The sequence below is a fragment of the Enterococcus sp. 7F3_DIV0205 genome (assembly GCF_002141365.2).
Classification (GTDB): Bacteria; Bacillota; Bacilli; order Lactobacillales; family Enterococcaceae; genus Enterococcus_L; species Enterococcus_L palustris.
This window is the reverse complement of sequence record NZ_CP147244.1, coordinates 1348799-1369577: the sequence shown is the minus strand read 5'-3', so window position 1 is coordinate 1369577 and position 20779 is coordinate 1348799. Positions and strand designations below refer to the sequence as shown.

Here is a 20779-nt window from a genome sequence, read left to right as displayed (position 1 = left end):
GAATCGTGTTGAAAGAAGAAAAATTTATTCAATATGTTACTGTAGCACTTAAAAATTTAGGGTACACTAAAGCTAGTATCTTTAATGTTGAAGGAGAAATAAAAAGATTGCTAAAACGCTATTCTACTGAAGAAATCAAGGATAAGGTAGATAAAATGAAATAGACGACTGACACTCAATTAGTCATTGAGTGTCAGTCGTCTATTTTTTTGTCTTAATTTGTACGGATAGCGTATGAGTCCAGCAGAATTCTTGCCATGATTGAAAGAGGTAATCTTGAACGAACTTCATATTCTGGAAAGTAAGAGCCTTCTGATTTAAATCCAATGAAGACGATTTCTGATAAGTGAGCCAAGGAGCTACTTGAATTGGCAGTCAGAGTGATTGTACTAACGTCATTTTTTAAACAGTTTTTCACAGCTGTGACTAATTCAGGGGTTTCGCCATTCAAAGAAATCAATAGAACGATATCATTACGTGTGATTTTTTTACTCATACTGGTAATAATATTGGGATCAGCATGCATCTCGCAATATTTTCCTAAAAGCTGAAATTTCACCGTCATTTCTTGAGCAATCAATTCAGAAAAACCGCGAGCAAAAAGGACAATTTTTTGTGCAGCTTTGATTTTTTGAATAGCATCTTCAATACTACCACTATCTAGCATATTGATCGTGCGAATAACTTCTTGTTCGTTCTTTAAAATGGCCCGTTTGATTTCAGCATCGATCTTTTCAACACCAGAAAAATTAATCATTGTGTTGGATTGATCTTTCAAATAATGTTTAAAAGAAGTAAAGCCTTCATACCCTTTTTTTTTCATTGCACGAACAATCGTTGCAGTAGAAACATTGGCTTTTTCACTTAATTTTACGATGGAATAATTAGGGATATCCACTAAATTTTTATCGATAAAATCCCATAAATATTTTTCTGATTCACTTAGCGATTTTTCCAAGATATCGTGCCTCCATTTCAATGCCTATTCTTTTTACATCATACCATTTTCAGCATAGATAAATAAAGATTGTATCGTTTTTCAGGTGATTCTTATGATTATGAAAACATTTACATAGTAAAGTAGCTGATAATACAGGTGTGAGGAAAGGGGGAGCAAAATGGTTCAACTATATACGTGCACGATGAATTTAGCAATCGACTTATTTATCGAAACCGAAACAATGGAACCTAAAGTTGTCAATCGGACGCTTGATGATGATATTCAAGCAAATGGAAAAGGAGTCAATGTATCATTGATTCTGAAAAAATTAAACATAGACAGTACAGCCATTGGATTTAGTGGTGGCTTCACAGGTCGTTACATTGAAGAATTTTTAGATCAGAAGGAGATAGCGACAGAATTTATTCCTATTGCAGAGAATACTCGAATCAACGTGTTTACACAAGTTAACCAAGAGCAAACTGAATATAAGCTAGTCAATAAAGGGCCAAAAATCCCAAGGGAAAAAATCAATGAGCTATTAAAGAGGATCGAAAAAATAGAAGCAGGGTCTTATCTATGTGTTTCAGGCAGCTTGCCGCAAGGGATTTCTGAAATGATTTTAGTAGAAATTAGCCAAATTGCTCACAAAAATAAGGTCAATTTAGTTTTAGATAGTAGCTATATGAGTGTGATGGATTGTTTGGTTTACCAGCCCTACTTACTAAAACCCAATGAAGAAGAATTAGCAAAATGGTTTGGTAAAAAAGATATTCCTTTGGAAGAAAGTCCAACATATTTGAAACGATTGATCCATAAAGGAGCGCAAAGAGTGTTGTTGTCATTTGGTGGAAAAGGCTGCTTCTATGCGGATAAAGACAGAATTATTTATGGAAATGCTCCGACAGGAAAAGTAGTGAACACGGCTTGTGCGGGTGACAGCTTATTAGGGACGTTCATTAGTGGTTTGCTGATGAACGAGGCGCTAGATAAAACGTTGAAACATAGCATTGCAGCTGGCAGTTCGACAGCTTTTAGAAAAGGGTTGACTGATTTTAGTGATATCAAAGAGCTAGAAAAACAAATTCAAATCCAAACAATAGAAGGGAAGAGCTAATATGACAAAGTATCAATTGATTGCAGCAACAGGTTGTCCTACAGGAATCGCGCATACTTATATGGCACAAGAAGCTTTAGAGCAAGCAGCAAAAGTAAAAGGTATTACGATCAAGGTTGAAACTCATGGACAAATTGGTGTAGAAAACGAATTGACAAAAGCCGAGATTCAAGACGCTGACGCTGTAATTATTGCAGCAGATAAAGATGTTCATGCAGAGCGCTTTGCTGGAAAAAGAGTGATTGAAGTTCCCGTGAGTAAAGGAATCAAAGAAGCGAGCAACTTGATCGATGATGCTTTAGCTGGCAAAGGTAAAATATTCGGTGGTGATAAAAGGGTTGACGTAGATACTTTAGAAGAAAAAAATAATGAAGCTAAAGGAATCGGTCATAGTATTTATAAAAATCTGATGAATGGTGTTTCTCATATGTTGCCTTTTGTAGTCAGTGGTGGAGTGCTAATTGCCATTTCATTTTTATGGGGAATTTACTCTGCTGATCCTGAAAGTGCTCAATTCAATCAATTTGCAGCTACTTTAAAAGAAATCGGTGGTTTAGCGATGGGCATGATGGTACCGATTTTATCAGCGTATATTGCAGAAGGGATTGCCAAACGTCCGGGGTTAGTCGTTGGATTTGTTGGCGGACTAGTCGCAAGTAATGGCGGGACTGGCTTTTTAGGTGGGATCGTTTCTGGTTTCTTGGCAGGATATGTCGTTCTAGGGTTAGTCAAGGTATTTAAAATATTACCAAAATCTTTAGATGGTTTAAAGGCGATTTTCTTATATCCAGTTTTAGGTGTTGCAATCACAGGATTGATCATGTTTGGCATTGCAGGACCAATGTCTGCAATCAATGAAAGCATGATGGATTTTCTAGCTGGGTTTGAAAACTCAAGTCCTTTGGTTTTAGGCATCATTGTTGGATGTATGTGTGCCTTTGATATGGGTGGGCCGGTGAATAAGGCAGCTTATGTGACAGGAACAGCGCTTTTAGCCCAAGGAAATACAAGCTTTATGGCAGGTGTTTCTGCTGCTTGTATTGCACCACCATTGATTACAGGGTTCGCGGTCCTATTTTTCCGCAAATATTTTGACACAAGTGAACAAAATGCTGGGTTGGTCAATTTTATTTTAGGTTCGACGCATATTACAGAAGGAGCCATTCCATTTGCAGCAAAAGATCCGTTGCGGGTATTGCCGACGATGATGTTAGGGTCATCGATTGCTGCGGTTTTAACGTATATGTTTAAAGTTCAAGTGCCAGCGCCGCATGGTGGCTTCTTAGTATTACCTGTTGTGACACATGGTTTGCTATGGGTATTGGCTATTTTAGCTGGCTCGATCGTGGGTGGATTTTTGCTAGGAGTCATTCAAAAACGTCGAATCGAGAAGATAGAAGCAACAGTTTAAGTGATAGAAAGAGGTTGAAAATAAATGGATTTATTAAACGCACAACACGTTTGTATTGAAACATCGATTGGAACAAAGGAAAAGGCCCTTCAATTTTTAGCTCAAACCGCTCAGGATTTACAGATTACGACCAATAGCACAGATGTTTTAGCAAGTTTTAATGATCGTGAAACGCAAGGCAGTACAGGGATGATGGATGGTTTTGCTATCCCACATGCAAAGAGTTGTGCCATTAATGAAGCGAGTATCCTCATTGTAAAAACGAAAAATCCAATTGAATGGGACAGTTTAGATGGCAAACCAACCGAAGTGATCATCGCTTTATTGATTCCTGAACAAGAAGCTGGAACGACCCATCTAAAATTATTATCCAAAGTTGCACGGCTATTAATGAAAGATGATTTTAAAACACAGTTGAAAGAATTAGAATCAGCAGCAGAAATCACTGAATACGTGAATCAACAATTAATTGAGGAGTGAGCATGAACGATGAAAAAAATGACAGAATCTAAATTAACAGCAATGAATCAAATGTGTAATAAAGACGGAATTATTGCTGCACTTGCGATCGATCAACGAGGATCATTGAAAAAAATGATTGAAAAATCTTGTGGAAACGAAGTAGATGAAGAAAGCATCATCACGTTTAAAGAAATTGTGTCTCGTGAATTAACACCCTATGCTTCAGCGATCCTTTTAGATCCAGAGTACGGATTACCAGCAGCAAAAGTCAGAGATCAACACGCAGGATTATTAGTAGCATACGAAAAAACTGGATATGATGCTAGTGAACCGGGGCGCTTGCCTGATCTTTTAAGTGATTGGTCTGTTAAACGTTTAAAAGAAGCCGGCGCTGATGCAGTAAAATTTTTACTGTATTATGATGTGGATGAAAGCAAGGCAATCAATGAACAAAAACATGTTTTTATGGAACGAATCGGTTCAGAATGTGTTGCTGAAGGGTTGCCATTTTTCTTAGAATTAGTTTCATATGATGCAGTGATAACCGATATATCAAGTAAAGAATATGCTAAAATCAAACCTCATAAAGTCATTGAAATGATGAAAGAATTTAGTAAACCGCGATACAATGTTGATGTATTGAAAGTGGAGGTTCCTGTAAATATGTCCTTTGTAGAAGGATTTGGTGAAGAAGCTTGTTATTCAAAGGAAATAGCGAAACAATTATTTAAAGAACAAAGTGAAGCAACTGAGCTGCCATTTATTTTTCTAAGTGCTGGTGTTAGTAGTCAGTTATTCCAAGAAACATTATACTTTGCAAAAGAAGCAGGTTCGACGTTTAATGGTGTTTTATGTGGTCGAGCAACTTGGAAAGAAGGGGTAGCACCTTTTGCTAAAGAAGGAAAACCAGCTGCCGAGCGCTGGATGAGAACTGTTGGCAGAGAAAATATTGAATCCTTGAATCGGGCTTTAAAAGAAACAGCGACACCATGGATGAATAGATAAAACAACTCTTCATAAAAAACAATCTGCTACTATTAGGGATTGTTTTTTTATACATAATCAGTTGTAAATAATCAAAATTTTGATAAAGTAAAGAGTAAGAGAAACAATCGGAGGCTGAACATGAGTGTATATTTAGAACGACCAGAATTTGAAGAAAACCTGCTCTTTAGAGCATTTATCAATGATGGAATGACCATCGTTTACCCACATTGGCATAAAGAAGTTGAAATGATCTATTCAATACGGGGAACAGTCAACATTGGTGTGGGTGATGAGATCGTCCATGTAGCCGAAGGAGAAATTTATTTTTTTGCCAGTGGTGAACCCCATTATTTTTTAGCATCTCCTGATAGTGAGCGAATCGTTTATCAGTTTGACTTAAGTCTATTTGATGAGAAAAGCTTAAAATCGGTGAAAGATTATTCATTGATTGAATTATTTGAAACAGGAGAAAAGCACAGCTCAAAGTGGTCAAAATCATTAGCGATGGACATGAAGAAGCTGTTACAGAAATTATTTGAAGAATATGAAAATCAAAATATAGGGAAAAATTATGCGCTTTTTAGCTTGCTATTTGAACTGGTCACAACCTTCTATAGAAGACTCCCGCAAACGCAAAAGGAAGTCAAAAAAGGAGCGAAAGCTTCTACAATAAAGTATAAGGAAAACTTAGAACAGCTCGATCGCATCTTTGCCTATGTTGAAAATCATTACGAAGAATCGATCACATTGGAAGAAATCGCAAAGTACAGTGGGTTTAGCTCTTACTATTTTACTCGTTTTTTCAAAGCCAATACGGGTACGACTTTTATGAGTTTTTTGACGGAATATCGAATCAATCAAGCAAAGTTTGTCCTAGCAAATGAAAAAGTTCCAATGATCGAAGTAGCTGAAAAATCGGGCTTTGCTAGTGTAAAAACGTTTCATCATGTGTTTAAAGAACAGGTGGGAATTTCTCCGCTGAAGTATCGAAATAAAATTATAGAATAAAAACAACCGATAGACGGATTATTTAGTCTATCGGTTGTTTACTTTTTGATGATCTATTGAGTTATAGGGTAAGTAATGCTAAAAAATGATTCTCACTAGATTGAAGGGAAAAATCGGTTTCGTTATACTGATGAATAATTTTTACCACCGTATTAAGACCGTTTTCCTTATAGTATTTTTGGGGAATTTTTAATGGTTCAGTTATTTTTTTTAACTTGTTTTCAGGCTGAATTGCATTAGTTAATTCAATATAAAGCACATTGCCTTCTTTTTTTATGATCATATATAAATTTTTTTCTTTACTGTTCGTGGTTTCTTTTACAGCGAATTCAGATAAGGCTGATAGACAGTGTAAAAAATCGATCAAGCGAATTGAAATGTTCGTTTCTTGGATCTTATCAGGTATGGAAAGGTGAAATTGAATATGTTCTTTTTCACATAGTTCAATTAGATAAATCAACAAACCTTGAACAGATGGGATATCGATATTACTAAGCTCATCATAAAAATTTTCTTCTAACAAATCTTTCGAATAATCAGTGATGGAAGCAATATAGTTAAGTGCTTGTTGATTTTCACCCTGCTCAATATAATCCATCAAACTTAATAAGATATTACGATAATCATGTCTAAATTCATCTGAAATAGTAATTTTTTCCAATTCCTGATTATACTGTTCGAATAAAACTTCTTTTTTTAATTGTTCTTGATAATACGTGCTATATAGATAAGCAGTCGTATAAACAATTAGATTTAAAGTGAGTAATAAAAATGTCAGGTAAAAAAAAGATTCTACAAAAAAATGAGTAACGGCAATTTGTTTAAGTAAAGCAAAAATAGCCAGAAAGAATAAAGCAATCATTGATTGTATCTTGTAGCTTTTGCGAATATGCAAAATAGAATCAGAAATCATATATTTTTTATCGACCTTTTTAACCACTATGATTAATGAAAAAAGACATACTTGTTGAGCAAGCAGTGAAAAAGGAACCAAAAACTGTCGTTGAACTGCATCGATATAATGTAATTGAAACGTAATATCCAACAAGTTATAGGTAAATAGCCAAGAAATAATGACTAATGAATTAATCAAAAAAGGAGTGAGGGCCATCAAGATCCAACTGCCTGTACGCTGTACAATAAAAATTGCTGAGGCGGCAAAAAAAGTGAACAGTAGTAAAAATACATACGGCGTTCTAATAAAATAACTAATAATGATGATTAAAATCAATAGACAAGATAATAGAATCGATTGTTTTTTATCAATATATTTTTTATTTAGAAGAGCCCAAACAATTTGAAGATAATTTATAGCATATAATTCTGTTGCTAAGTAAGTTTCCATAAATTTGTATGCTCCTTTTAGTAGAAAAAACATAGCTTTGTATTATCATATCAAAAAGTATTAAAAGGCACAATTTATAGCTAGTATAATGAAAAAATATTCTTTTTTTGTAATTTTAGACGATAAAGATATGAAAAAAAGAGAGTGTAACATAACTCTTCGAGCCATATCACACTCTCTTGTAATCCAGATAAACGATAGCATCAAAAACAATCCCTTCTTATTTTCCAGAGCTCAGCACTTTTGCTTCATCTTCTTTTTTTAGTAAAGAATTATTGTTTTTTAGTTTGGGAACTGAAAAACTGGCGATAAAATAGTTGTCTTTTTTAGCTACTTGATAACTGGCTTTTTTGTATTTATCAATCAATTTTGCCAGAATAAATAACCCTTTTCCCTGATGATTTTCTTTGGTTGAAAAATTATTTTGTAAAAGCGACTGAAAAGAGATATTACTATCATTTTTATACGTATTTTTAACCGTTAATTTTACAAACTGTGAATCACCAGTAATAGTGATCTCAATTAGTTGCAAATCGGATTCTTGAACTGCTTCATACGCATTATCTAATAGAATAGAGAAGCAACGAATAAAATCAACGATGTTCATATCAATATCTGTAAGCTTTTCAGTTATTTGAATTTTTGGCTGGATATTTATTTCTGAACATCTTTTAAGAAAGCTGGTCAAAAGACCTTGAATCGGAGGATTATGAATCACAGCGATTGTTTTATACAGATTAGGTGTAAGCAGTGAGTTTGAATAATCAATGATCGAATGAAGCAAACCAAGAGCTTGTTTCGTATCGTTTGTCTCTAGATACGAAGTCAGTCCAATCAAAAGCTGTTTATAATCATGTCGAAATTCATTGGAACGTTCGATTTTTTCTCGCTCTTGCTCATACTTTTCTTTAAGAATACTGATATATTGCTGTTCATTTTGTTGTTTAACAACAAGCAAAATATTCCAGCTAAGAAAAGCTGTAAAGCAAATAATCATGAAGGTACTATAGAAAAAGGGAGCTGAGTATCCTTCTAAAACACTAAGTTGTTGTAATCCAACTGTAAAAAATAAGAAAAATAGAAGTAAGACAGATACAAATCGATACTTTTTAGGTAAAAGGTGAAGAGTTGCTGTCACACTAAATCGCTTATTTAAATAGTTAGCAAAAATCAACAGCAAATAGAAAACAAATTGTTGCAGAAAAATAACGAATTTTAGGTATGTAGAGTGCGTTTCAAATGATATCCAATTTTTGATAAATAAGATATCCCAAAAGTCTAATGTCAAAAGCCAAGAGAGCAACACAATCGCATTTTCAAAACTTAAAAATAAAGCGGGTGTTAACCAGTTTCGGACTCTTTTTACAGGGAATGAAAACTGCAAAATAAAAAAAGGAATCAACAGCAAAATCACAAAATGATCATCGGTCAACGTACCTACGATAAATTGAATAATCAAAAGAATACTCAATATCATCGTTTCCCGAAAAACCAATATCTTTTTATAAGAAAATAGCCAAAGGAGTTGTAGCAGATTTAGTGATAGTAAAGAAATGAAGAAAGGTCTATCCAACATATTGATACTCCTGCAACCCTTTTTTGACTTTATCAATGATCCTAGTTCCTACAAAAAGGTCTTTGTCACCAGTAAAAGTAATTGTACCGTTTTTGCGATTGATTGACGAAATATTTTCAAGATTGATCACATAAGATTGAAGAGATGTAAATAGGTAGGGTTGTTTTAAGTTCGTTTTGATTTTACCAATTTTTCCTTCAATGACTAACTCTTCTGAAAGAGTTTTGATTAGCACTCGGCTTTTTAACCCCTTTAATGATTCAATATATAAAATATCCTTACAATTCAGATAAATTGCTTCGTATCCATTCATAAAGGTCGTGATGTCTTGATCTTGCCTCCACGCCGCTTTAGTAAGACTCTCAATTTTCATCAGTACATTTTCAATTGTCGTTTTCAGTTCAGTTGAATCAACTGGATTTTTTACAAGATATCCAAGTGGAAAAATCTCACTATTGATTATCGAAATCGCCTTGTCTTCAAAACTAGTTAGAAAAATAATCGAACATTTTGAATTTATTTCTCTGATTTTATTGGCTAAATCAATACCTGAATACTGCATTTTTAAATCAATATCTAAAAAGAAGACATCATTATCAGAGATGTCCAATGTTGGAATATCTTCCATAAAAAGCAAGTGATTGTCTAAAGGAGATATTTTGTAATGAAAAGAATTGGAGTGGTAGTTTTCAAGATAATGAATAATTCTTTTTCTATAAAGATTATCATCTTCAACTACATAAATCGTTGTATTTACAGTCATTATTTCCCCTCCTAAGAAAAATAAATATTTTAAAAAAATAATTTTAATATATTTTAGAATAGAATGATAGAAAAAGAAAGGTTTAAATAGATTAAAAACGAAAAAGGCTGTATATGTAACAAGACAGCGCTTACTTGATACTTTTGATCTGAAGAAAAATAAAATTTGTAAATAAAAAAGTTAAATGTAATTTGTTAGCGCTTACTTGTTGTTTTATTTGTTATTAGGTAATTGTACTATGAATGAGTTCATTGATAAACAAATATGAACGCCTTGTACAAAAAATGTATGAGCTGTTCGTTTAGTTAGTTGATTTCATTAAGGTAAATCTCAAAAAACGTGTTTTGAAGATTATTTCTAGCTGTGATCGACAAACTCTATTTTAGATGTAACGAAACGAACATAAAGAGTTTTTATACATAGAAAGGAAGTTAAAATGATTACGCATTTAAAAAAAATCACGAACTATTGCCGATATGTCCTACTGGCGAGTGTCTTACTGCTTATTTTCCCAAACCATTCATTAGCTGCTGGGAAAGAACCTGACCCTTTAGGATTCGTCGTCCAAGCAATTAGGCCAGATACACAACTTGAAATAAACAAATCTTATTTCTTTATCGAAACGAAACCTGATGAATCACAAGTGTTGAAAGTAAAAGTCAAATCAACACAAAATGAGCCAACTAAAATAAAAGTTTTTGTTTCAAATGGTACAACAGGTTCAACTGGGAAAATTGAGTATGATGAGCCGACAAAAGAACTAGATGCAAGTTTAAAAGATCCTTTAACGGAAATTGTTCAAATAAGTGAACCCGAAATAGAGTTAGCAAGTTTTGAGGAAAAAATAGTTGAACTAGTAGTGACACCTCCTAAAAAAAGTTATGAAGGAGTTAAGCTAGGTGCTGTTGTCTTTGAAACGGTTGAAGATCAAGAGAAAACTAAAAAACAAACGATTTCTAATAAATATCAATACAAAATCGGCTTGGTTACGACTGAAACAGGAGAAGAATACAAAAACGCTAAAAATCTAGAACTAACCTCAGCCAAATTAGGATTACATTTAGGGCGTAAACAAGTAGCAGCTGTCATACATAATCCTGAACCAAAAATTGCTGAAAATCTAAAAATTGAAGCAACAGTTACTAAAAAAGGTTCAAAAAACATTCTGAAAAAACAAACTGTAGAAAATGCACGAATGGCCCCAAATAGTACCTATGAATTTTCAGTAGATTGGGGAGTAGACGCCATTGAATCTGGAGACTATACATTAAAAGTTCATGCACAAAATGATGAAGAAGATTGGAAATGGGAAAAAGACTTTAGCGTTTCAGGTGAAACCGCAAAGAAAATGAATGAAGAAACTGTGTTTAAATTAGAATCACCTGATTGGTTGCCATATGTTGTTATGCTTGCTATTGGAGCACTTATAGCAGTCATAGTAGTTTTATCTGTTAGAAATAAACGTTGGAAAAAAATGATTCGCGAACGAATGAGAAAAAGAAAAGCGAAACAAGCAAAAAGAAAGAAGGCTGAACAAACAAAGACTAAAAAGAACAAACGAATGAGGGAGTGAAATAAATGAATTGGGACCTAAAAAAAATCTCAATGAAACGATTACTACTAATAATACTCGTTTTCGGTTTCACTTCTGTTTTTACACCAATCGCATCTGCTAATCAACTAGGTGAAGGAGATGTGGGCATAACATTTAAAAAAACAGAAGATGACGCACCACCGCCACCGCCACATGATAATACACCTACAGCGGATGATGATCAACCAATCAATAAACGTGTTCGTTTACCAAATACTGGAGAAGTAGTGAAACAACTGACCTTTTTGGTTAGTGGCATGATCCTAATCGTAATCAGTTTTGCGATCGTTTTAGATAAACAAATTAAGGCTAGCAGTGATTTATGAACTTGAAAGAAAAAACATTATTTTAAAAATGAATGAAAGGAGAATGTTTTATGAGAGTCTATCTTTGGCTGTATATATTAGGAGCCTGCGGCACAATTTCTTTAGGAATGTTCCTCTTCTCCTTGAATCGAGACAGTATTTTATTAAAAAAATTAAAACTAAAAAAAACAAAAATATTGGTGAACTGGCTGTTACTAGCCGTCTCAATCATCTGTTTTCTTTTGATGATTTATGCCTTTATATATATACAAAAGCAAATCAATATTTTCAATCAAAGTTAAATAGGTGTCAGTAGCTTCAACAGCTTACTACGACAACTTCCTTGCAGGTAGAATATGTTAGGAGAAATTAAATGAATAAAAAAGTATTAGGAACATTAATTTTAGGTTTATCTGTTGGGGCAGTATTGTTGCCAACAGCTGCCAAAGCAGCAGAAAGAGAAACAGATACAGGAGTAGGAATTGGATTTAGCACAGATAATCCAAGTACAATTGTTCCTGGACCGTACGATGAAGCATTAAGTTTGATGGCTAAACCTACAGCCTTTAAATTTGGTACAGAAAACGAAGCAAGCGCACTAAGTTCAGTATACTATCAACAACTGACTGATAAACAATACATCGCAGTATATGAAGATCGTGAGGCAGATCAGCAAACAAATTGGGAATTGTCCGCTAAAATGTCTGATCTAGTTAGCACAACTGATGCATCGAAAAAGTTACTTTCAACACTGACTTTGAACTCAGCAAATATTTCTACGTTTGATTTAGATAGTCAAAGAGATAAAGAGACTAATAAATTACCAAGCACTATTGACGCACTACCAGATTTAACAAAATATGCTGAAGATAAAGTAACTGGTTTTACTAAGGTATCTCTTGAAGCTGGTGCTTCAGGTAGCCAAAATATCATGGTTGGGAAAAAACCAGGATCTAAAGGATTTGCTGCTGAAATTAGAAATGTTCAATTAGCTGTTACTTCTAAACAAAAGGAAAAAATAGCTGGTCAACAATTTACAGGTACAGTTAGCTGGTCTTTAGCAGACGTAGAGTAATTAGAACATATAATATAATACAATAAAAAAAAACACAATAAATAATATTTAAGCTTGAAGGAAGTTGTCGTAGTAAGCTGTTGAATAAAAAGTAATGGAGGAATTTTATATGAATAAAAAAATAGTATGTAGTTTAATAGTAACATTAACATCTGCTAGCGTACTTTTACCAGTTACAGTAAAGGCAGATGAGTTAAATTCTGATATAACGGTCTCTGTTGATGCAGGAACAGGAACAGGACCCGCTGAAGAAGAAATATCAGACAAAACACCTCGTGATGGAGAATTTATCATCAAAGCAGTCTCAGACTTTAATTATCCTTCTGTTCCCTTAGGAGAAACAAGAGCCGCAACGATTGCCAAAGATAAAGCATATGGGATTGAAGTTGTTGATGTAACGGGGAACGGCACTGGTTGGAACGTTAAAGTAGCGATGGATTCATTCAAAGTGAAAGGCGGAGTAAATGACGGAGAAGACTTAAAAGGTTGGGAATTAACAATTCCAACAGCTGAAGTTACCTCAAAAAGTGCATCTATCCGTCCTGAAAACACACCAGTTGGAAAAGAAGCAAAGATATCAGGTACTCTATCAAGCGTAGTGTTCAAAGCAGATGAAGGCAAAGGAATGGGCCGTTATACAAATATTTTTGAACGATATGCTGATAAGCAAGAACCAACAAGAACAACAGGTGTTCAATTATCAATTCCTAATACGGCACGTAAAGCAAGCTATATCGGGAAATTGAACTGGACATTAACAAATACACCAAATTAAAGCGAAGATAAGGATTTTTTGTTGGTAAATCAAAAATGGAGGATAGATAATAGTGAAATCAAAATATTTAAAAGTTGCTTTAGTGGGTTTAGCTGTATCACCAGTTTTTATAGCAGAAATTGGTTTAGCAAAAACCAGCGACGCTTTAAAATCAGATATTGATGCAGTCATTATCGAAGGGAAAGAGAGCCCCGTTCCTCCATCGTTTGGTCAAGATCCAGAAGATCCAACCAACAACGGTACGAACAGTTCGGGATTGTTAAAAATTGATCGAGTTCCAAATTTTAGCTTTGGGAAAGTCGTTAGAAGTGGTTTGTATCAAGAAGAATATGCAATCAATTCTAATCCATATATTCAAGTGTCAGATTTAAGAGGCAACTTGGGTGGATGGTCACTTTACGCGAAGATTTCTAACTTTGTTTCCGAACCCACATCAAAAGATCAAAAAAGATACTTATTGAGTGGCGCAAATTTAACAATACAAAAAGGAGATATTCAGGAACACAACTCTGAGTATGCAGCTCCTCCCAAAAGCCACACTGTTTCATTGAACAAAGATTTACAAAAAGTGATGTCAGCAGATGAAAATGCGGGTCAAGGGGTTTGGGCAACAAGATGGAAAAGTGAAAAAGGGGTAAATAAAAAGATTAAACTGGACATCTTGCCTAATACTGCTAAGGCAGGGAGAGAATATACTGCGACAATTTCTTGGAAATTAGCAGATGTTCCAAGTGCAGAAAATTAGATGGAGAGTAATAAATGACATTTTTTAAAACAATAAAGTATTGCCTGACGATAGTTTTTATGGTGACACTCGTAAGTATTTGTGATCGCGCATATGCAGATGGAATGGGCTATTCAGTTCAAGCGATCATTCCAGAAAACCAAATCGATCAATCGAAAACATACTTTGACTTGAAAATGAATCCTGGACAAACCCAGAATATAGAGTTAGAAATAAAAAGTTCTAGTGGAGAGACATTAAACTTAGCTGTAGTACCATACATAGGCACAACTAATCAAAATGGAGAATTAGAATATAGTGTTGAACCTGAAAAAAACGACTCAACGCTAGTTTATCCAATTACTAGGCTCATCTCAGGGCAGCAAAAAGTGACACTAAAACCTAAAGAAACCAAAAGAGTGACCTTTACTTTAAAAATGCCCAAAAAAGCATTTGAAGGAAAAATAGTTGGAGGATTTAACGTTTACGATGAGGCAAATGATGCAACAAACGAGTCAAAATCAAAGAAAAATGATGTTCAAATAAAGAATGTTTTTTCTGTTGTGATTGGGATCCAATTGCGGGAAAATTTGGATAAAATCAAACCAGAACTCAAGCTAAATACGGTTAAAGCAAGTTTATTCAATTACCGAACAGCAATTACTGCAAATATTCAGAACATCAAATCTGATTTTGTTAAGGATTTAGCGGTCACAGCAAAAATCAGAAAGAATGGTTCAAGTAAAGTCCTCTATGAAGCAGAAAAAACGGAAATGGCAATGGCTCCTAATTCCAACTTCAATTTTCCAATCTCATTAGAAAACCAAGAATTAGCCGCAGGAAGTTATGATTTAGAAATTGTGGCACATTCAAATGAAGATGAATGGACGTTTACGAAAAAATTTACAATCTCTGATGAAGAAGCTGCTCGTTTGAATGAAGAAGCTGTTGAACTTGAGACGAAGTCAAATAGTAAGTTTATGGTGATTATGATTGCGGTAGTCAGTTTGGTTTTTGTTTGTATGATTGTGTTTATCATTGTTTTATGGCGTCGGAAAAAGTGAATTTGAAATGCGGATAGAGTATTTTTATAGGGGAGAATGAGAGTTACTAATCTATTGCTTTCGTGCTGATTCTTTTCATCTCTGATTACAGATAAAACAACTCTGATAGTTTATTTAGGAAAATCACTAACGAAGGAAACTATACAACAGGAAGATAGTTTGGATGATCAAGAAAGAATAAAGCCAATTTTATCTCTGTCTTTTTGCTAATTAATGATAGCTCTATTGTTTTTAAGCTAGAAAATCACAACGTTTTATGTGTAGATGGAATCAGTTTTAATTTTGAAATATTATTAATTTAGCAAACCTACCATACGGGAAAGGCAGGTAATTCGATGTGGAAAATAAAGAGAGGGGAACGATAGTCTTTGGTAAAAAATAAAGTGATTAATATTTTATTTTTATTCATACTATATTTAGTTGTATGGGGAAGTCCATTAGTTGCCCATTCAGAACGAACGTTGAATGACAATATGTATGTTTCTTTCTCAACTTTAGATGAGGGGTATGTTTTAGATGTTTCAGGTTCTACAGGTAAATTAATTACTTATCCGTACCATGGATTAGGAAACCAGTTACTTTCCTTTAAATACAGACCAGAAAAAGATGGATACATTATCCAACTATCTGCAGATGAACAAAGAATTTTAACCCTTGGTTCAAATAATCAAGTAAGTAGTATAACGGTTGAAAAAGTAATTAATAGCTTGAGTATCCTAGAAGATGAAGTGATATGGGACATAAAAAAAGTTTCTGGAAATATTTATTCAATCTCCAATAGAAAAAATGGTCTATATATTACAGTTGATAATGTAACATCTATGCTTCCTATTTCCATGAAAGCTAATAATAATAGCAACTCGCAGAAGTTTAAACTTGAAACAATGCAAGGCGTTTATACAATCGAAAACCGATGGAACACTAATATGGTCTGGGATATTGAGGGTGGTGTTTACAAAGATAGGGACATTATAGGTTATCCTTCTGGAGGAGTGGGTAAAAAAAATCAAGAATGGTTTTTACTATACAAGCCGAATAATAATCAGTATGTTTTATCAAATTCTGGAGATAAGCGATTGATTGTCGATCAAAAAAATGTTACAAGTTCGCCAAGTACTATGTTAAATAATCTTGCTTTTAATGAAAAGTATGCGAATAAGAATTTATTATCACTTTCGAAAATAACTAGCTTGAATGGCAATATGGTTGTGACAATTAGAAATTGGGAGTCAGGTCTATATTATGAACTCACAGATATTAAAACATATGACACCATTGGTCGGGTAATAAAATTAGCAGAAAATAGTGAGAGTACAAAACAGCAATGGATTCTAAAAAAGAAAAAAGAGTTAGCAATTCCTACTATAGATAATATCAAAGTAATGGGGACTATTTCAGGAGAAAGTACTACGTTTTACGCAGGAGAAAAATTAACGGTTAATGGAAGATACACGGATTCAGAATTTAAACAATTTGATTTATATGCTCAATTTGACACAGATGCAGCAAAGCTTATTGAGCAAAATATCCCTATAAACAATGGCACACAAAACTTTTCAGCGCAAGTAGATACTTCCGATTATAGAGATGGAGAACACTTTGTGGAGTTTTCTGCAAGAGGGGATGGAATGTTTCAATCAAATAGGGTGGCCTTAAAATATCAGATCGTATATCCTACTCCAGTTGGAAAACCTAAACCTCAAGTCATAGAACAATACACAGATATCAATTCGTTAAATGCTGGTGATTTTGTAACGGATCTAAGAGATGAAATTGGCAGTAACATTGAAATTACTGGATTGGAGTTAGATACGAGCCTTAAAGGGGATCAGATTGCAGTTGTTTCAATTAAAAATAAGTATAAAACAGTGAAAATCGATGTCCCTGTAACTATTTTGCCAAATCCGATCATTACGTCAGATTATTTTGAAAATCAAGCCTGGCTGATTGATGAAATAAATCGCCAGTTCTCAACGAAAGGCAAGAAAATAGATGAAAATCTTTATATGCTAGATCTATTAGATATTACGTCAATTGTTAATCGAGCAGGAGCCGATTTTCCTAACCAACATATCCCAAAGAATATAGAGGCTCTTCAAAATTTACAAGTAATAGATTTAAAAGACAAACACCTTAGCGGCAGTCTGCCAGATGAGTTAGGGAATTTAACCAACTTGAAGAAACTATCGATATTCGGGAATAGTTTTACAGGAGAAATTCCAAAAACAATATCTAAATTAGAAAAACTTGAATTTCTGGCTTTAGATGATAATAAATTGACAGGAACAGTTCCTCCAGGACTTGAAAAATTAACGAAACTAAAACAAGTATATATTAATAAAAATGCTCTTGTTGGGATTCTACCTACATTTAATTTAGGACCATTTTATAATTTTAGCATACGAGACACTCAGTTAACGTATAATGAAAAAAATAGTCCAAGTTTCATTAGTAATGAAACCCAGTATCAACAAACATTTGCTGTAGGGAAGAATAGCCTAGCTTTGACAGGCGTTAAGAGTTTTCTAATTTCAGATGATGGAGCAATCATAAAACCATTTGATTCGACCAATGAAGGTTTTCTAAACCTTCGTGCGCAAAAAAAGGATATGACAGATGTTGAACTGTATTCAGGACACACATTCAAAATTATCAATAAAGAGAATAATCAAGTACTGTATGATGGGCAAGCAATTAAAAATACGGAAATTAAAATTGACTCTGATACAATTTATCAAGTGGTGATGGATAATGCTGAGAAAAATCCAAACAATATTACCGAATTTGAAGCAAAGCTTCGCGAATACACGCTAAGTGAAGTGCCTAAAACATTATCACTAGATTTGACATTAGGTGATTTTAGGCATCAACCAGTGAAAATTTCAAGTAAAGATAGCCTAAGTGTATTTGATAATCGCTTGAATAGCCAATGGCAATTAAAAATTAAGCCAAGTGAACTAAAAAGTCAAACGCGAACGATGACAGGAAGTTACTTTTATAAATCAAATGATGGTGTACCGGTAGAAATTCTAACTGGAGGTTCGTTTACAACGATTGAAAGTGGAACAAGTAAACCCAATACAGGAACAATAGACATATCAAAAGAGTGGAACGACGAAAGTGGTTTATTTTACAAACAGTCAACAAATGGTAACTATAAAGATACCTATACTGGAAAAATTGAATGGCAATTAGTAGATGCTCCAGCAGGATGACAAATGTGAAAGAGGTTGTCGAAAATAAATAGGAAGAGCTTAGAGAAAGATTTTCTCTGAGCTTTTCTAATATGATGTATATTATCAATAAAATTCCTCTAAAAATACATAATTGTTATTTGGTAGCGCATTCAAGTTGTTTTTTTTATCTTGAAATAAGTGTAATATACATATAATGAAATAAAAATGATTTAAAAAACATAATTACTGTTTTTTTGTTTTAGAATTTTTAAACTAAAAATATAAGTTTAGTAGAAAAGGGAGGACGAATCATGTATACGATTGGATACTTAATGGAGAAGAAACAAGAAGAAAATACACATTTAAATTTTTTAGCAGATAAAGGGTGGAATTTGGCGAAAATTAACTTAAAGGAACAATCCAACTTTCCAGAAAAGTTAGATGCTATCATTATTTTGGGAGAGACGATGTCAGAAACGTGCTGTTACTTGATGGAACTAAAAAAATATATAAAAATCCCAATTTATCTGTTATCTGTAGTGGATGAATCTCGTTCCAATATAGTTTATCTACAGTTAGGTGCAGAAGCATGTTTTCCTATGAAAATGGAAGTTGAGGAATTTTATTACACATTATCGAATTTGCTTTCTCATTACTCAACTAAACAGAGTCATTTTTTAGAGAATACATCAACTTCATCTCCAAGAAAAGAAATAGAGCTAATCCCAAGAAATTTAAGTGTTCTAATTGATGGAAAACAAGAAGTTTCTTTAACTAAAAAAGAATATAGTGCATTGGAACTACTATATAATAGTCCTGGTCAAACCATTTCTTATGAAGAGCTTAAAGAAAAACTATGGGATTCTGAAATAGAGGGCGAAAATAAAAATTATCGAGTGGCAAACCTGATGTTTCATTTACGCAATAAAATAGAAGTTAGCACAACTAATCCACGGTTTATCAAAACAGTTCGTTCAAAAGGATATATGTTGAATTTGAAATAAAACAGAAAAAGATCAGAAGAGAAAATCATCATGAAATGATTTATTCTTCTGATCTTTTTTGTTCATCATCAAACAGGGAGATAAAGATAGGGAGTCTTATGATTCAGTGTAATCACAGTCTTTGTCTTATAAGATGTTAAGAAAGGGTCAAGGAATTATCGGAAAGCTAAAAGTCAACGTAAATTTTTCTTTGTTAGAGGTAATGGAGAACTCAGTTTCTTTATAATGTTGAAGAATTTTTTGAGCAGCAATTAAATTACTTTCAATAAGCTTTTTTTTAGGATGAGTACTTTGATTAAATGTAGTTTCCAGCAATTCTGAAGAATTTTCTAGATTGGTTAAATGAAAGTAAAATACTTGATTTTCTTTTTTTATGGAGAGTGTTAACGTTGAGGTTTGGCCGTCCACATTGGTTTTTAAAGCATAATCAAATAGAGTAGAGATACATCGAATAAAATCTATCAACTGAATAGAAATATCTGATTCATGGATTATTTGCGGAATCGAAATAGTTAGCTGAATATTCTGTGATTCACACATTTCAATAAAGTGAATCAACAAACCTTGAACGGGTGGAATTGTTAAGTGATTTACTTGATCATATTCATCTTCTTCCAACAAATTCTTAGAATAATTTTCTACAGATGAAATAAAACCTAACGCTTTTTGTAACTCATTATTTTCTATGTACCCCATTAAACTCAAAAGAATATTATGATAATCATGCCTAAATTCATCAGATAAAGTGATTTTTTCCATTTCCTTATTATATTGCTGATACAATATTTTTTTCATCATCTGCTGCTGATAATATTGACTATATAAATAAGCAGTGGTGCAAAAAATAATACTTAACGTTAATAATAAAAACGTAAGATAAAAAAAGTCGATACTAGAGTGAAAAAAAACAGATAAACGTTTGAAAGAATCTAAGAAAATCAACAGAATCGTTAATAGGATAGCTGGAAGCTTATAGCTCTTTTGAACTTGATTAATCGAGTCGAATATACTATATTTTTGATCAATTTTTATAGCAATTAAAATCAATATAAAAAGCAATAATTGTTGTAAGACTACTGAAACTGGAAGTATCTGTTGATAAAAAGTATTGGAAATTTGTCCATTTTTTAAAAGAAAACCAATTAAATCATTCGTAAATAACCATGAGATGATGGTTAAGGAGTTTTCTACATATAGAAAGAGGACCATCGGTAGCCATTTTTTTAAAGAGCGAACAATAAAAATAGGCTGTAAAATAGTAAAAACGACTAATAAGACAAAAGGGACGTTAAATACCAGATATAATGGAAGTTGAAGACTCAACAATATAGTGAGAATAGTTGTTTGGTGCGGTGTAATAAATTTTTTATACTTGAGAAACCAAATAAACTGTAAGTAGTTCATAACAAGTATTCCCATAAAGATAGTTATAGTCAAAGGTATACCTCCTTTC

General features: G+C 33.3%; 19 protein-coding genes. 14 read left to right on the top strand and 5 right to left on the bottom strand.

The features are described from left to right. The first annotated feature begins 8 nt into the window (after positions 1 to 8). A complete protein-coding gene (locus A5821_RS06410; protein ID WP_170922964.1) occupies positions 9 to 164 on the top strand; it encodes a hypothetical protein in 156 nt (51 codons plus the stop codon). A 50-nt stretch (positions 165 to 214) separates the two neighbouring features. Here the strand turns inward: A5821_RS06410 and A5821_RS06405 are convergent, their stop codons facing one another. Continuing rightward, entirely contained in the window at positions 215 to 958 is a 744-nt protein-coding gene (locus A5821_RS06405; protein ID WP_086313747.1) for a MurR/RpiR family transcriptional regulator, read from the bottom strand. 160 nt (positions 959 to 1118) lie between these two features. On the opposite strand from A5821_RS06405, the gene pfkB reads away from it, so the two are divergent. From pfkB to A5821_RS06380, 5 genes are all read left to right on the top strand, one after another. Beyond that, positions 1119 to 2057: a 1-phosphofructokinase gene (pfkB, locus tag A5821_RS06400; RefSeq protein WP_086313746.1), complete on the top strand. Its 939-nt coding sequence runs from the start codon at positions 1119 to 1121 to the stop codon at positions 2055 to 2057. Between the two features lies 1 nt (position 2058). Further along, a complete protein-coding gene (locus A5821_RS06395; RefSeq protein WP_086313745.1) occupies positions 2059 to 3468 on the top strand; it encodes a PTS fructose transporter subunit IIC in 1410 nt (469 codons plus the stop codon). Between the two features lie 24 nt (positions 3469 to 3492). After that, positions 3493 to 3948: a PTS sugar transporter subunit IIA gene (locus tag A5821_RS06390; RefSeq protein ID WP_086313744.1), complete on the top strand. Its 456-nt coding sequence runs from the start codon at positions 3493 to 3495 to the stop codon at positions 3946 to 3948. 9 nt (positions 3949 to 3957) lie between these two features. Beyond that, positions 3958 to 4935 (top strand): tagatose-bisphosphate aldolase, encoded by a 978-nt coding sequence (gene lacD / locus A5821_RS06385; RefSeq protein ID WP_086313743.1) that lies wholly within the window; start codon positions 3958 to 3960, stop codon positions 4933 to 4935. Positions 4936 to 5055: 120 nt separating this feature from the next. Beyond that, the gene (locus A5821_RS06380) at positions 5056 to 5925 is read left to right on the top strand and encodes an AraC family transcriptional regulator (protein WP_086313742.1); all 870 of its coding nucleotides are present in this window, start codon (positions 5056 to 5058) and stop codon (positions 5923 to 5925) included. Positions 5926 to 5986: 61 nt separating this feature from the next. On the opposite strand, the gene A5821_RS06375 is transcribed toward A5821_RS06380, so the two are convergent. From A5821_RS06375 to A5821_RS06365, 3 genes are all read right to left on the bottom strand, one after another. Then, a complete protein-coding gene (locus A5821_RS06375) occupies positions 5987 to 7270 on the bottom strand; it encodes a hypothetical protein (protein WP_086313741.1) in 1284 nt (427 codons plus the stop codon). A gap of 220 nt (positions 7271 to 7490) precedes the next feature. Then, the gene (locus A5821_RS06370; RefSeq protein ID WP_086313740.1) at positions 7491 to 8846 is read right to left on the bottom strand and encodes a sensor histidine kinase; all 1356 of its coding nucleotides are present in this window, start codon (positions 8844 to 8846) and stop codon (positions 7491 to 7493) included. Then, positions 8836 to 9609 carry a LytR/AlgR family response regulator transcription factor gene (locus A5821_RS06365; protein WP_086313739.1) on the bottom strand — a complete coding sequence of 258 codons (774 nt, stop codon included), beginning with the start codon at positions 9607 to 9609 and terminating at the stop codon, positions 8836 to 8838. The genes A5821_RS06370 and A5821_RS06365 overlap by 11 nt, the downstream gene beginning before the upstream one ends. A gap of 436 nt (positions 9610 to 10045) precedes the next feature. Between A5821_RS06365 and A5821_RS06360 the strand changes: the two genes are divergently transcribed. The 8 genes from A5821_RS06360 to A5821_RS06325 all read left to right on the top strand — a co-directional run bounded on the left by A5821_RS06360 (position 10046) and on the right by A5821_RS06325 (position 19326). Beyond that, positions 10046 to 11182 (top strand): DUF916 and DUF3324 domain-containing protein, encoded by a 1137-nt coding sequence (locus A5821_RS06360; protein WP_086313738.1) that lies wholly within the window; start codon positions 10046 to 10048, stop codon positions 11180 to 11182. A 5-nt stretch (positions 11183 to 11187) separates the two neighbouring features. After that, entirely contained in the window at positions 11188 to 11529 is a 342-nt protein-coding gene (locus A5821_RS06355; protein ID WP_086313737.1) for a cell wall protein, read from the top strand. Between the two features lie 352 nt (positions 11530 to 11881). After that, positions 11882 to 12583 carry a hypothetical protein gene (locus A5821_RS06350; RefSeq protein ID WP_086313735.1) on the top strand — a complete coding sequence of 234 codons (702 nt, stop codon included), beginning with the start codon at positions 11882 to 11884 and terminating at the stop codon, positions 12581 to 12583. 109 nt (positions 12584 to 12692) lie between these two features. After that, complete coding sequence (locus A5821_RS06345) at positions 12693 to 13358, top strand: WxL domain-containing protein (RefSeq protein ID WP_086313734.1); 666 nt, start codon at positions 12693 to 12695, stop codon at positions 13356 to 13358. Positions 13359 to 13410: 52 nt separating this feature from the next. Further along, entirely contained in the window at positions 13411 to 14103 is a 693-nt protein-coding gene (locus A5821_RS06340; protein ID WP_086313733.1) for a WxL domain-containing protein, read from the top strand. Between the two features lie 14 nt (positions 14104 to 14117). Further along, positions 14118 to 15146 carry a DUF916 and DUF3324 domain-containing protein gene (locus A5821_RS06335; RefSeq protein ID WP_086313732.1) on the top strand — a complete coding sequence of 343 codons (1029 nt, stop codon included), beginning with the start codon at positions 14118 to 14120 and terminating at the stop codon, positions 15144 to 15146. A gap of 368 nt (positions 15147 to 15514) precedes the next feature. Then, a complete protein-coding gene (locus A5821_RS06330; RefSeq protein ID WP_086313731.1) occupies positions 15515 to 18361 on the top strand; it encodes an RICIN domain-containing protein in 2847 nt (948 codons plus the stop codon). Between the two features lie 272 nt (positions 18362 to 18633). Further along, the gene (locus A5821_RS06325) at positions 18634 to 19326 is read left to right on the top strand and encodes a winged helix family transcriptional regulator (RefSeq protein WP_086313730.1); all 693 of its coding nucleotides are present in this window, start codon (positions 18634 to 18636) and stop codon (positions 19324 to 19326) included. A gap of 147 nt (positions 19327 to 19473) precedes the next feature. Here the strand turns inward: A5821_RS06325 and A5821_RS06320 are convergent, their stop codons facing one another. Then, positions 19474 to 20763, bottom strand: coding sequence for a sensor histidine kinase (locus A5821_RS06320; protein ID WP_139844048.1), 1290 nt, complete (start codon positions 20761 to 20763; stop codon positions 19474 to 19476). Positions 20764 to 20779 lie beyond the last annotated feature (16 nt).

Excerpts from the sequence above, each read along its gene's own strand:
- lacD (WP_086313743.1), top strand. The coding sequence starts at position 3,958 with ATGAAAAAAATGACAGAATCTAAATTAACAGCAATGAATCAAATGTGT.
- A5821_RS06335 (WP_086313732.1), top strand. The coding sequence starts at position 14,118 with ATGACATTTTTTAAAACAATAAAGTATTGCCTGACGATAGTTTTTATG.
- A5821_RS06325 (WP_086313730.1), top strand. The coding sequence starts at position 18,634 with ATGTATACGATTGGATACTTAATGGAGAAGAAACAAGAAGAAAATACA.
- A5821_RS06390 (WP_086313744.1), top strand. The coding sequence starts at position 3,493 with ATGGATTTATTAAACGCACAACACGTTTGTATTGAAACATCGATTGGA.
- A5821_RS06360 (WP_086313738.1), top strand. The coding sequence starts at position 10,046 with ATGATTACGCATTTAAAAAAAATCACGAACTATTGCCGATATGTCCTA.
- A5821_RS06375 (WP_086313741.1), bottom strand. The coding sequence starts at position 7,270 with ATGGAAACTTACTTAGCAACAGAATTATATGCTATAAATTATCTTCAA.
- A5821_RS06350 (WP_086313735.1), top strand. The coding sequence starts at position 11,882 with ATGAATAAAAAAGTATTAGGAACATTAATTTTAGGTTTATCTGTTGGG.
- A5821_RS06355 (WP_086313737.1), top strand. The coding sequence starts at position 11,188 with ATGAATTGGGACCTAAAAAAAATCTCAATGAAACGATTACTACTAATA.
- A5821_RS06345 (WP_086313734.1), top strand. The coding sequence starts at position 12,693 with ATGAATAAAAAAATAGTATGTAGTTTAATAGTAACATTAACATCTGCT.
- A5821_RS06370 (WP_086313740.1), bottom strand. The coding sequence starts at position 8,846 with ATGTTGGATAGACCTTTCTTCATTTCTTTACTATCACTAAATCTGCTA.
- A5821_RS06380 (WP_086313742.1), top strand. The coding sequence starts at position 5,056 with ATGAGTGTATATTTAGAACGACCAGAATTTGAAGAAAACCTGCTCTTT.
- A5821_RS06395 (WP_086313745.1), top strand. The coding sequence starts at position 2,059 with ATGACAAAGTATCAATTGATTGCAGCAACAGGTTGTCCTACAGGAATC.
- A5821_RS06365 (WP_086313739.1), bottom strand. The coding sequence starts at position 9,609 with ATGACTGTAAATACAACGATTTATGTAGTTGAAGATGATAATCTTTAT.
- pfkB (WP_086313746.1), top strand. The coding sequence starts at position 1,119 with ATGGTTCAACTATATACGTGCACGATGAATTTAGCAATCGACTTATTT.